This is a genomic window from Helicobacter suis (assembly GCF_902196125.1).
Taxonomy (GTDB): domain Bacteria; phylum Campylobacterota; class Campylobacteria; order Campylobacterales; family Helicobacteraceae; genus Helicobacter; species Helicobacter suis_B.
The window spans coordinates 73,587-85,503 of record NZ_CABIKG010000002.1; the positions used below are offsets into that span (position 1 = coordinate 73,587).

The following is an 11,917-nucleotide window of genomic DNA, read 5'->3' on the forward strand; positions in this document are numbered from 1 at the left end:
TATCCTTTAAGCCGACAAGAAAGCCTATTATACTATAATAGGCAGATTTTATCAGAAAGGATTGTTGCATGTTCCATGAATACAGAGATGAGATTAAAGAGTTGAGCAATAAAAACCCTCATTTTCATAAGATTTTTGAGGAACATAACGCTTTAGATGATGAAATCGCGACTTTAGAGGCTAGCGGTACAGATGATCTAAAAATCGCCACTCTCAAAAAGAAAAAACTACACCTCAAAGATGAAATTTATCGCATGATTCAAGAACACAAAGAGCACGCGCCCAGCCATTAAAGGTGTTTAAGGATTTTATAAGCCTCCATAACCTCTAAAAACCGCTGTTTATAAATGCTTTTGCGCTTAGAGGTATTGGGGGCGGTGTCTGGGTGATAAAGCTTAGCTAGTTCTAAATACCGGTGTTTGATTTCCTCTTTAGAATGCATCACCCCTAAGCCTAGCGTACGCAAGGCTTTTAAAATCAATTCTTCTTGTTTGGTTAAATGCAAAGTTTGGGTGGGGTAAATAAACTGGATATAGGCGTGTTTAAAATGGGGGTTTTTTAGATTCATCAGGATTTGTAAAGCGTCTAAATGGGCGTGGGTTTCATGCAAAAAATCTTTTCTATTGCGCTTATCTAAAAAAGGGGTTTCTAGCAAAATATGAGCCGGAAAAGTGGCGTGTAAAAATTCTCTAGCTAAGTGGTTTGTGTAGTAAAAAACTAACCTAGAATGCATATACACCACATGGATTTCTACCTTATGCACCAACGCTAGGTGGGGGCTATAAATTTTTTCTAAATCGTGGTTTTCTTTAAACACAACGGGTAAATAGGCGTGATCTAGGATTTTTTGTAATAAGATTTTAAACATGTCAGGGTGGTTAAAGGGGTGTAGGGCGTATTTAGCATAAAAGAGGCGGTTTAATAAATAGGTTTTTTTAATACTCTTTTGTTCAAGCAAGATTAAAGTTCGTTTGAAGCGCACATGTTCGGGGAAATGTTTTTCAATATAAAGGCTGGTTTTAGCATACAAGCAAGGGTCTAAACACACTTCAATAAACTGGCTAGAGTGAGATTTTTTAGAAGAATTAGCTAAACAAAACGGGGGTGCTTTGGTCTTAATCTGCATGGCTTACTATAGCACCTTTTTTATAAGGTTCTATAAAGCTAAATGTACCTCTTTTGATCTCATAATAAATCACCCATATCACCACTATAAGTGCTAGAAACTGGGAAAGCGGGTAGGCAACCCAAATGCCTTGCAAGCCATAAAAATGGCTTAAAATGGGGAGTAAGATTGCAATAAAGACAATGGTTTCACACAAGGTAATTAAAAAAGAGCTTTTAGTACGCTGGATAGATTGGAAAAAAACCGCACAAAATAAATTAATGCCTAAAAAAATATGCCCAAAATAGTAAATATCCATCGCTTTTTTGGTGTCTTTAAGAAAGTTAAGGTCTGCAAGTTGTTTTTTATCCACATAAAGTTTAAGTAAATAAGGATCAAAAAAGTAAAACAAAATATACAACGCCACACCCACGCAAAAAGCCACCTTCAAGCCAAAGATAAAGGCCATGCGCACGCGATCTAAGCGACTAGCCCCATAACTAAAGCTAGCAATAGGCTGGATACCCTGCCCAATAGAGAGTAAAGTTGTCCAAAAGATAATGCCATTGTACATGATAATGGCATAAATAGAAACCCCGCGTTCGCCTACTGTGTGCATGATAGTTTGGTTAAACATAAGCATAACAATAGCCGCGCTAAGTTCAGAAATGCTTTGGGGTAGCCCGCTTTTGGCTGAGGAAATCACGCTAGCTAAATTAAAGCGAGCCACAAAATAAAGCTGGCCTTTTTTAAGTAAAAAATGAGAGAGTAACACAAAAAAACCCACCGCATGCCCTAGCACTGTAGCAATCGCGCTACCTTCAATCCCTATTTCAAAGACATAGAGTAATAAATAATTAAAAATAACATTAGTCAAAGAGCCAATGAGCATAGCTATCATGGCTAAAAAGGGGCGTTTATCATTGACTACAAAGACATCAGCTAGGGGGTGTAAAACTAAAAAGAAAGCCCCCATGAAAACCACTCTGGCATAATCAGAAGCCATAGGTAAAATTACATCGCTACTACCTAACATCTTTACAATGGTTTCACTAAAGGGCACTAAAGCTAAACTAATACAGGTAATGCTAATAGCCACAAAATAAAAAACAGAGCTAAAAACAAGCCGCGCGCGCTTGGCGTGATCTTTGCCTAGAAAATAAGAAGCAATGGAGGCAGCCCCTAATCCAAAGAGCAGTTCAAAAGCAATTAAAGTAGGGAAAATAGGCCAACACACTCCAATAGCGGCTAGAGCCTGCTTGCCTAATTTATTGCCCACAAACATGCCATCAATCATAGAATAGGTAGAAAGCGAGATCATAGAAAAGGCTAGGGGGATAAAGTAGTAAAAAAAGAGTTTGGAAATGGGGGTGGTTTTTAAATCAATGGCCATGCCTACAAACCTATAATCTTATAAAACCCTATAAAATTCTATAAATCTATAGGTTAAGAACATGGGATTTTTACCCTAGTTATTAACTGGTTTGTTTTTAAATCAGTTAATAAAGCCACCCTGCCCACTAGGTTAATTTGGCTTAGGTGTTTAACTAGATTTAAACTACCGTCTAAATCAAGAATAAAACTAAAATCTCTACCGTTTAGAGAATTGTGGGCTGCGTCTTGCCTTGCGTTTCCCATATTTTTTCCGCTCAACCACACGAGAGTCCCTTGTTAATAAACCTTTGGGTTTTAAAATAGCCCTAAACGCGCTATCATAGCTATCTAGTGCTTTAGAAATGCCATGTCTGAGTGCCTCTGCTTGCGCGCTATACCCGCCCCCAAAAACCACCGCTTTAATATTAACTTGATCTTTTTGTTGGGTTAAAACTAAGGGTTGCATTACCTTCATTTTGATAGATTCATGCCCGCCTAGCCAAGTGTCTAAATCCATGCCATTAATATCAAGCTCGCCCTTGCCATGCCAGAGCCAAACTTTAGCAATGGCGCTTTTTCTTTTTCCTGTGGCATAAAACTTTGTCATCTAGTTATCCTTTTGGCCAACTTGGGCAGTGTGGGGGTGTTTTTCATCTTTATAAACCTTTAATTTTTTAAGCATTGCGCGCCCTAGCTTAGTTTTGGGCAACATGCCGCGTACGGCTAGAAAAAAGAGTTTTTCCGGTGCTTTTTCTAACATTTCCTCTAGCGTTTTACTTTTGGTACTCCCAAAATAACCCGAATGGGTGAAATAATTTTTATCTTGTAGCTTATTAAGCCCGGAGAATCTCACATGGGAGGCATTAATCACCACCACAAAATCCCCACAATCTACATGGGGGGTATAAAAGGGGCGGTGTTTGCCTCTTAAAAGGGTGGCAACCTGTGTAATCAGGCGTCCAAAAATTTGATCTTTAGCATCAAGCACAACCCATGCGCGCTTGATCTGAGTTGCTTTAATAGACTTTGTCATCTCTTTCCTTTCAGTCAAAAAGCGCTATTCTAGTCTTTAAAACTAAAGCCACGCTGAATTTAAGATGTTTTTAATAATTCTAAAGAAGTTTTAAAACTTTATAATCCATTAAAAAGCCATAATCTTTAGCTACCCCTGCTAACTTTGGCTAGATTAAAGCGCTTGTTATAAGTGTTTATTAGCAAAAATGCGTGTTTGGTAGGTTAAAAAGCGCTGGCTTTCTGCATCTAAACTGTAGCGCTTATCATAGGCATTTTGCACCGCAACTTTTAAAATATCTCTTTGATCTTGATAGTCCTCTTCCTCCCACATGTCTAAAACCACATGGTAGAGCTGGATATTTTGTACCAAGAGTTCAAATACCCGCCCTCTATCTTTTAAGTAAAGATGTTCATCGGCGGCATACTCCATTAAATTAATGCAAATGCGATCAAAAACACGGCAAACTAGGCATGGATTGATAGATTTTTCTAAATAGTGCCTAGCCCTTTCTAATTGTGTATCTAAATTATAGCGATCAGAAAAGAGTAACACCGATAAGATCAAAATATCTACATTTAACCGTTTACCTAAAGACCTTGTTTGCCATTTGATAATCCATTTTTTAATTTTAGACATCTGTGTGGGGTAAAATTGACTTGTACTTGCTAACACTTTATCCATTTTAATCCTTTAAAACTTCTTTTTACTCGTGTCTTCTAAAATATCAGTAGCGATGCGCTCAATATCTTGGCTAATGCCCAAACACCCTTGAGCAATGTCTAAATTATGGGCTAGATTCGCATCAAATTCTCCCATAGCCTTATTAATATCTAATACAGCTGAAGCTTGGCTTTTAATGGCTGCTGAATTATCCGCAATGCTTTGCAATAAAACATTAATGCTAGATTCAATCTCACTTAAAGACTTTTGCGTGCGCTCGGCTAGTTTTCTAACCTCATCAGCTACCACTGCAAACCCGCGCCCATGTTCACCCGCTCTAGCGGCCTCAATTGCCGCATTCAGGGCTAATAAATTAGTTTGATCGGCAATGTCTCTAATGATCTCTACAATGCCCTTAATATCTTGGCTTTGGGTGATCATTTCATCGCTTTTAGTGCTTACATCGTTAATATGCTGGGTAATGCCCTCAATGTTCTCTGTGGTTACTTTAATCTCCTCAGATTGTTTAGTAGAACTTGAAGAGAGTTTTTCCATGCTAGTTTTTAAATCAAGGGCTTTTGTATTGAGTGTATTAGCAAAATGTAAAGAAGTGTTAAGCATTTCACTCACCTCTGTACCTAATTGGTTAATAGAAACTTCAATCTCCCCTTTAGCACTCTGTACTCTTGCGGTAAAATCTAAATCTTGATAGGCATGCACGACGGCTAAGATTTTATTTAAGTCTGAGCCGATTTTTTTCTCTAAATCCCCTACCATAGAGTGGGTAACCTTGATGAGTTCAGAGAGTTTAGGGGTTTTAGCATTGGTGTGGTTTTCACTAAAAACAAGAATCCCCTTTTGCACATCAGAGGCTAAATGGGTGGCTTCTATCACGGCATTATTATCTGCATGGAAAACTTGTTGGATATTGGCCACATTTGAATTAATTGAATCTAACATCCAACCAATTTCATCTTTTTGGGTGGAAGGATAAAGCTCTAGTTTGACATTTTCCTCGTGGTTAAGTAGCCTAAAGAAACTATCTAAAGTCGCAACAACTTTATGAACCCGCAAAACAATTTGGTTTTTGATATAAAAAACCATGATAGCAACGGCGAGTAATAAAGCCACCACACAGATAACAATGGCTGCTAACTGCGCTTTGTGCACGGCGTGGTATACATCTTTTCTTAAGACAGCTGATCCAATAACCCAATTGACAGGTTCTGTTAAATTGCTATAAGGGTTTACATCATAAAGGGCTAAAATGATATTGCCATGTAAAACATCGCTATAAAAGGAAGTGGTCATGCTATCGCCCGGTTGAGCGCTTTTTCTAAAATCAAGCACCGATCTAGCCTCAGCTGCTTGCATGACATCTGTAAAAACCTTGCCTTGTAAAGCGTGGTTTCTATTGATCGCAAAAATACGATCCCTAGAGCCTATAACAAAGCCATTTTCTTTTGAGTTAGTGGGGAAATAGTGATCTTGAATGTAATCAAAACTTACAAAAACCCCCACAATGGCTTTTAAATTGCGCGCTTGATCTAAAATGGGTGCGGCGATGATAAAACCAAAATAAGTTGTTTTATCTGCAAATTTCATAAATTCTGTATGGGTACGGCTAAATTCATGGGTTTTAATCACCCGAGCCACAACATCTGATGTCCAAATGGATTTTGTATTATTAGAAAGTACGATTCGTCCATCTGGTAATTGGGTGGCCTCATAGCTAGCGGCGGGTTTGTTATCTTGTAAAAAAAGTAAAAAACTTCCTTTGACAAATTCGCTATTCATGCAAAGTTTGCTGATGTTATCTTGAAACTCGGCATAGCTGGCATTTTTTAATAAAACATAGCCACCGCCTGAAAAATAATTCACATAGTTAATCAGAGTTTGGCGTACATTTTTAAGCTCAAGTGTGATTTTAGTTGCTTGGCTATTGGCTAAGATTTTAACCCTTTCATTAGCGCTACTAACAAGTACAGAGGTGATCTTGGTGGTGTAATAAGCCCCTAAAGATACAAAGGATAAGACTAAAATAATAGAAACCGCCAAAGCTGTTTTAGTGCCTAACTTAAGATTTTTAAAAAAAGGCATGGAACTCTCCTAAATTAGATTAAACCGGTGTTTTAGGCATGCTTTCAATATAAACACTCTGAGAGGGGAAAGCAAAACTCAAGCCATTATCCTCTACGATTTTCATGATTTTAAGCATCACATCTTCTTTAACGGCTAACCATTCCCCCCAAGCAATGGTTTTAGAAAAACAATACACAAAAATATTAATAGAACTATCGCCAAAATTATCTAAATACACAAATAAATTAGATTTATAACCGGCTAAATCATCAAGAGAGACAATATTTTGATAACCCATCATCATCGCGTGGTGATCGCTACTGAGTTGTTGTTTGGAGGCTGTGTCTAGATCGCTATCTTTGGCGATTTTAGGGTGCTGCTCAAGCATGTTGCGAATCCCTAGTACGCATTTTTGCAAAGCTTCACTAGAGGAATCATAAGTAAGCCCGATATACATTTTAATGCGCCGCCCGACTTTGCGCCGATTCCAGTTACGAATAGATTTACCGGCTAATTCAGAGTTAGGCACAAAAAATAGCGCATTATCAAACCCTCTAACTGTGGTGCGTCTTAATCCCATTTCTACTACCGTGCCCTCCACTTCGCCACATACAATCCAATCGCCCTGAGAAAAGGAATTATCTAGTAATAAAATCACAGAGGCAAAAAAGTTAGCCAACACATCTTTAACCGCCAAAGCCACAGCCAACCCGCCAATACCCAAAGACGCCACGATCGTAGAAATATCAAAACCTAGTTGTTTGAGTACCCATAAGGTGGTGATGACAAAGATAAAGAAATAGGCGATCTTTAAGATCAAATTGATCACTTCTCTTCTTAATCCATTGCTCTTAGAGGCTAAAGTGGCAATAAGAGCTGCCCCGTAAGCCTTAAATAAGGCCATAAAAAGCCAAGCAAATAGCAAAATATAAACCACACCCAAATACATAGAAAATTTAGTGGGGGTGGGGTGGGGGTAGTAAAGAATGTCAATAGAAATATCAAAGCTATAGATAAATAAAAAGGTAGAAATAGGCGTGATGATGCTTTTGCGGATTTTTTGTTGTACCTCTGTGTTTTTACGGGTGAAGCGCACAAAATAATCTAATACCCGGATAAAAAGGGCGGTGATGAGTCTTCTAAGGGCGAGTAAAAATACCAGTAAAACCAAAGAAAGGACGATCTTAGCGCTTTGTAAACCATTAGAGCTAGGAAAGGCATGCGCGATCACACTAGCTACGCGTTCTAAAATCCATTTTAAATCAATGCTTAGCACAATATTTTTAGAAAGCACTTGGTTAGGGTGTTTTTGGATATAGTTAAGCACTTCAATATAGGTTTTGAGCTTTGTTTTATGGCTATCTAAGAGTTCTTGGAATTTTTGTTGTTTAAAATCACCCACATTAGAGGGGAGAACATAGCTTTTAGAGGCGTATTCTTCTAGCGTGAGCAAATAGCGAGCGGTGATACTTCTAACATCTTTTTCTTGGCTAAAAAAATCTAGCGAGGTGCGCAATTCCTCTAAAAAGTCATACATGTTTGCATCTACCTCTAAATTTTTTAGGCGGATTGTGTCTAGTATGTAGGTGTAAAAATCTTGATCGCTACTTTTAAGTAAGGCCTCTTTGAGGGTTTTTTGTTGTTTGAGATTATCATCAATATTAATCCCGATTTGTTCTTGCGCGCCTAAGAGTTTGAGGGCAAAAGAATGCATTAAATCGTTTTTTTGATCTGTATATAAAGAAATTTCAGATCGTTTAGCTGGATCTTTTTGGTAGCGCGAAATCACCCCATTAATTTGGTTGATTTGATTAAGTAGTAAATACAAGTCTATCATGTCTGTATCATGATCATCTGCCCTACCCACCCCTAATAAAGCCAAAAATAAGAAAAGAAAAAACCACACTCTCATTTTAATACACACTCTTTAAAGGTGATACCCCGGTGTTTATAAGAGGCAAATTGATCCAAACTAGCCGCACTAGGTGAGAGCATACCAATTTGTCCGGGGCGTAAGTTTTGTTTGATATGTTCCACCGCTATTCTTAAATCATGGCATAAATGCGCGCGGATATGATAATCTTGTGCCATTTGCATAACCACTGGCGCACTCACCCCAATAGCATATATTTCTATTTGCATGTGGGCTAAAACTTCAAATAGTGGTTTTAAATCCATGCCCTTTGTATCGCCCCCTAAAATTAAATGGATATAACAACCTTTAAAGCGATCTAGGGCTTTGAGTGTAGCATCAATATTAGTTGCCTTGCTATCATCTACCCATGTATTTTGATTTTGATCTAAAAATATCTCAATGCGATGGGGCTGGATAATATAGGTGTTGAGTAAATCATAATCTGCTATTCCTGAATAAAGCTTAGCTACACTTAAGGCTAACAAGGCATCTAATAAAAAGGGCTCTTCAAAACGCACTTTAGAAATTTGCAACCCCATTTGTTGTGCAAGGTGTTTAGAATCTTGATAAAAAAGTAGATTAGGCGGATTGATAAGGGCTTTAACTGTGGGGTGATCTTTTAAAGAGGCGTGTAAAAACACATGCCCTTCTTTTTGCATGAGAGATAAAGGCTTGAGTTTGGCCTCCACATAGTTTTCATGGTTTTCATGCCAACTTAAATGATCTTGGGAGAGAGGCAGAAGCACATAAATTTGGGGCACCAAATGGTTAGTATAGTGCAAAGTAAAAGAACTGGTTTCTAAAATCCATACATAGGGGGGTTTGCGCTGCTCTGCTTTAATTTGGGTGTAAAGATCAATTAGAGGGATTCCAATATTGCCCCCCACTTGGGCACTGCTAGATTTTAAGAGTAAGCCTAACATTCTAGCGGTGGTGGTTTTGCCATTTGTACCGCTAATAAAAATAATGGTTGGAAAAGGAAGATGTTTGCGATTAGTCTGCCAAAGCCCTTTAATATAATCATATTCGCTACATAAATGTTTACTAGCCATGACTAGCGGGTGGTTAAAAGGAATGCCCGGGCTTACAATTTCTAGTTGTGAGGCGTAGGGGTTAAACATCTTAGAGGGAAGCCATTTTTGGTTAAAAGGATCTAGCGAGGGGGTTAAAACCTGATCGTCATAGACACAATAGGGAATATTTTTCTTATGCAAATAAGCCGCAAAAGCCCGGTTGGTCTGTCCATATCCAAGTAATGAGATCATAAAACTCCGCTATCTGGACTAAAGGTACTAGAATAACATAGCTAAATTAATTAAAGAAAATCTTAGCGCACTTTCAAACTCAATAACGCCACAATGTTACTTAAAATTGCAATGATCCAAAAGCGCAAGATGATTTTATTTTCCGGCCAACCTTTAGATTCAAAATGGTGGTGTAAGGGTGCCATGCGGAAAATCTTTTTCTTGAGGGTTTTATAGCTAGTAACTTGTAAGATCACCGATCCAGTTTCTAATACAAATACAAGCCCCATTAAAATAAGTAAGATTTCATTATTAGTAATAATAGCCATGTAGGCAATAAAACCCCCAATAGATAAACTCCCGCTATCTCCCATAAATATTTCTGCTGGAAACGCGTTAAACCACAAAAACCCTAGAAGCGATCCAATTAAGGCCGCAGAGATCACCATTACCTCCCCGCTATGGCTTACTTTAGGGTAGAGTAAATATCTACTAAGCTCAGCATTGCCCACCACATAAATAAACACACTCAAACTTAAAAGCACACAAATACTAGGCACGGTGGCTAATCCGTCTAATCCATCGGTTAAATTCACCGCATTAGAGGTGGATAAAAACACCAAAATCCAAAACCCTATTAATAAAATGGGGTGATTCTCAAAGGAAAAAATAGGGTGTTTGAGGAAAGGAAAATAAAGGTCTTTCTCATTCATGAGATGATAAAGGGCGGTGGTGATGATCAAAGAGATCAAAGTAAGAATGATAAATTTGTAATAAGAAGTGATTCCGGCATTGCTTTTACGGCTAATTTTGGTGTAATCATCTTGCATACCAAGAGCCCCAAAGGCTAAAAGGGTAAAAAGCCCTAGCAGTACAAATAAATTATCTAAGCGGGCGGTTAAAATAGAAGCGATGCAGGTTGTGGCCATGAAAACCACCCCGCCCATTGTGGGCGTGTCTTTCTTGTTTTGATGCGGGATATAGGTTGAAATAGGCTGGTTAGCTTTTTTGCGCTTAGCCCAAATGATAAATTTTGGCATGGCATAAATGCAACTAAAAAAGCTAAGAAAAAAAGCTAAACCGGAGCGAAAAGTGAGGTACTGGAAAATATTAATATTAAACCACGAATACAGGTAATAAAGCATGCTAAACTCTATAGAAAAATTAAAATTGGGGGTATTAAATAATTTTAATGCACCCCCACTTAAATCGCGCTGATTTATTAGGCGCGCGCTGTGATGTTAAGGCAGATCAGAGTATAATATGGGTTTGATCAAAGGAGTTTTAATAAATTCATGTATTCAGTAAGGAGTTTAAAATTTATTTATTTTTTGTTGCCTTTAGTGTTTTGCGGGGTGTTTTTGGGGGGGTGTGTGTTGGTGCGCTTGTTAAATAAGAATTTTAACCACAACCAATACCGCATTGTGCGGGTTGTCTTAGACGGGCAAACCTTTAACTTTAGAGATTTAATTTTAGAAGCCCAGAGGCCTCATTTAGATTCTGAAGATCGCAATACACCCCCTACAAATGCGCAGGCTAAAGACAAATTAGAATTACTCCAAGAGGAATTAAAACGCAATATCAAAAACCTAGATATTAAAGATTTGCCCCCCGATGCCTCCATGATTCGAACTGATATTAGCCGTTTGCAAGCAGATATAGAGAAAAACCAACAAATGGCTAAGCAAAGTAAGATCAAAAGTACACCTATGGGGCATGTGGAGTTTGATCAAAAAGAACTCCATGCTTATGGGGTGATTTATTGCAATAAATATTTTATTAGTTATAGCTTTAGAGATGACGATCACCTCAATATTGAGGATAAGGGCATTTCGCGCAAGGTGTGTAGCAATGAAAAACTCATGGCATTTGAATTAGCCTTTTATAACCACTTGAAAGGTACTTTTAATATCACGCGTGGTAAAAACACTTTGCTTTTAGAAAATCCTAATATGCAAATTTATTTACAACACTGATGAATCAAGTTAGTACGCTCATTACTTCTAAACACCAAATTAAAGGTTCTAGCTTTTTAGGCTTTTTACTCCCCTTTTCTAGTTTTGAAAACACTTTAGAGCAACTTAAAAAAGAGCATTGTAAAGCCCGCCATATTGTGTATGCTTACCGCTATTTGAGTGGCGATAGGCTAGAGGAAGTTTTACATGAGGATAGAGAACCTAAAAATAGTACTAAGCCTCTTTTAGAGATTTTAAGACGGCAGGATTTAATCAATACGGCTATTATTGTGGTGCGCTACTTTGGGGGCGTGCTTTTAGGGGTGGGGGGATTAATGAAGGCCTATGGCTTAGCGCTACAATTATGTTTACAAGAAAGTAAGATTGTACCCTTTATCCAGCCTATTTGTATTTGCCAATGGGTGTCTTATCCGGCTTTGCAAATTTTAAATACAAAGGCGCGTAAGTATGGGGTTAGAATCACCAAGCAAGAATTAGAAAAAACAGGCGCATGGGTAGCATTTACCGGTACCGCAGAATCTATTAAAAAAATACTAGGAAGTTAAC

The 11,917-nt window shown here is 38.1% G+C and carries 11 protein-coding genes and 1 pseudogene; 3 read left to right on the plus strand and 9 right to left on the minus strand.

Annotated elements, in window-relative coordinates; all coding sequences use genetic code 11:
- Positions 1-68: 68 nt before the first annotated feature.
- Positions 69-293, plus strand: a complete 225-nt coding sequence (locus tag G6Q00_RS01170; protein WP_163498725.1) for a YdcH family protein — start codon at positions 69-71, stop codon at positions 291-293.
- Here G6Q00_RS01170 and G6Q00_RS01175 read toward each other — a convergent pair.
- From G6Q00_RS01175 to mraY, 9 genes and pseudogenes are all read right to left on the minus strand, one after another.
- The gene (locus tag G6Q00_RS01175) at positions 290-1,126 is read right to left on the minus strand and encodes a J domain-containing protein (protein WP_240330912.1); all 837 of its coding nucleotides are present in this window, start codon (positions 1,124-1,126) and stop codon (positions 290-292) included. The genes G6Q00_RS01170 and G6Q00_RS01175 overlap by 4 nt on opposite strands.
- On the minus strand, positions 1,116-2,498 hold the full coding sequence (locus G6Q00_RS01180) for an MATE family efflux transporter (RefSeq protein WP_163531652.1): 1,383 nt from the start codon (positions 2,496-2,498) through the stop codon (positions 1,116-1,118). The genes G6Q00_RS01175 and G6Q00_RS01180 overlap by 11 nt, the downstream gene beginning before the upstream one ends.
- A 198-nt stretch (positions 2,499-2,696) precedes the next feature.
- Positions 2,697-3,086, minus strand: coding sequence for a 30S ribosomal protein S9 (rpsI, locus tag G6Q00_RS01185; protein WP_163498723.1), 390 nt, complete (start codon positions 3,084-3,086; stop codon positions 2,697-2,699).
- Complete coding sequence (rplM, locus tag G6Q00_RS01190; protein ID WP_163531653.1) at positions 3,087-3,512, minus strand: 50S ribosomal protein L13; 426 nt, start codon at positions 3,510-3,512, stop codon at positions 3,087-3,089.
- 165 nt (positions 3,513-3,677) lie between these two features.
- On the minus strand, positions 3,678-4,181 hold the full coding sequence (locus G6Q00_RS01195) for a hypothetical protein (RefSeq protein WP_163498797.1): 504 nt from the start codon (positions 4,179-4,181) through the stop codon (positions 3,678-3,680).
- A gap of 3 nt (positions 4,182-4,184) precedes the next feature.
- Positions 4,185-4,583 (minus strand): annotated as a pseudogene (locus G6Q00_RS08795) (methyl-accepting chemotaxis protein); the annotation flags it as partial.
- Positions 4,584-6,273: 1,690 nt separating this feature from the next.
- Positions 6,274-8,148, minus strand: coding sequence for a mechanosensitive ion channel family protein (locus G6Q00_RS01205; RefSeq protein WP_205426434.1), 1,875 nt, complete (start codon positions 8,146-8,148; stop codon positions 6,274-6,276).
- Complete coding sequence (gene murD / locus G6Q00_RS01210; protein ID WP_163531655.1) at positions 8,145-9,416, minus strand: UDP-N-acetylmuramoyl-L-alanine--D-glutamate ligase; 1,272 nt, start codon at positions 9,414-9,416, stop codon at positions 8,145-8,147. Before murD ends, G6Q00_RS01205 begins: the two co-directional genes overlap by 4 nt.
- Before the next feature lie 62 nt (positions 9,417-9,478).
- Positions 9,479-10,540 carry a phospho-N-acetylmuramoyl-pentapeptide-transferase gene (mraY, locus tag G6Q00_RS01215; RefSeq protein ID WP_163531656.1) on the minus strand — a complete coding sequence of 354 codons (1,062 nt, stop codon included), beginning with the start codon at positions 10,538-10,540 and terminating at the stop codon, positions 9,479-9,481.
- A 150-nt stretch (positions 10,541-10,690) separates the two neighbouring features.
- Between mraY and G6Q00_RS01220 the strand changes: the two genes are divergently transcribed.
- The gene (locus G6Q00_RS01220) at positions 10,691-11,371 is read left to right on the plus strand and encodes an META domain-containing protein (protein WP_240330913.1); all 681 of its coding nucleotides are present in this window, start codon (positions 10,691-10,693) and stop codon (positions 11,369-11,371) included.
- Complete coding sequence (locus G6Q00_RS01225) at positions 11,371-11,916, plus strand: YigZ family protein (protein ID WP_163531657.1); 546 nt, start codon at positions 11,371-11,373, stop codon at positions 11,914-11,916. Before G6Q00_RS01220 ends, G6Q00_RS01225 begins: the two co-directional genes overlap by 1 nt.
- The last annotated feature ends 1 nt before the right edge of the window (position 11,917 follow it).

What these genes read in the sequence shown, in the direction of transcription:
- G6Q00_RS01170 (WP_163498725.1), top strand. Translation starts at nt 69, where the DNA reads ATGTTCCATGAATACAGAGATGAGATTAAAGAGTTGAGCAATAAAAAC.
- G6Q00_RS01175 (WP_240330912.1), bottom strand. Translation starts at nt 1,126, where the DNA reads ATGCAGATTAAGACCAAAGCACCCCCGTTTTGTTTAGCTAATTCTTCT.
- G6Q00_RS01180 (WP_163531652.1), bottom strand. Translation starts at nt 2,498, where the DNA reads ATGGCCATTGATTTAAAAACCACCCCCATTTCCAAACTCTTTTTTTAC.
- rpsI (WP_163498723.1), bottom strand. Translation starts at nt 3,086, where the DNA reads ATGACAAAGTTTTATGCCACAGGAAAAAGAAAAAGCGCCATTGCTAAA.
- rplM (WP_163531653.1), bottom strand. Translation starts at nt 3,512, where the DNA reads ATGACAAAGTCTATTAAAGCAACTCAGATCAAGCGCGCATGGGTTGTG.
- G6Q00_RS01205 (WP_205426434.1), bottom strand. Translation starts at nt 8,148, where the DNA reads ATGAGAGTGTGGTTTTTTCTTTTCTTATTTTTGGCTTTATTAGGGGTG.
- murD (WP_163531655.1), bottom strand. Translation starts at nt 9,416, where the DNA reads ATGATCTCATTACTTGGATATGGACAGACCAACCGGGCTTTTGCGGCT.
- mraY (WP_163531656.1), bottom strand. Translation starts at nt 10,540, where the DNA reads ATGCTTTATTACCTGTATTCGTGGTTTAATATTAATATTTTCCAGTAC.
- G6Q00_RS01220 (WP_240330913.1), top strand. Translation starts at nt 10,691, where the DNA reads ATGTATTCAGTAAGGAGTTTAAAATTTATTTATTTTTTGTTGCCTTTA.
- G6Q00_RS01225 (WP_163531657.1), top strand. Translation starts at nt 11,371, where the DNA reads ATGAATCAAGTTAGTACGCTCATTACTTCTAAACACCAAATTAAAGGT.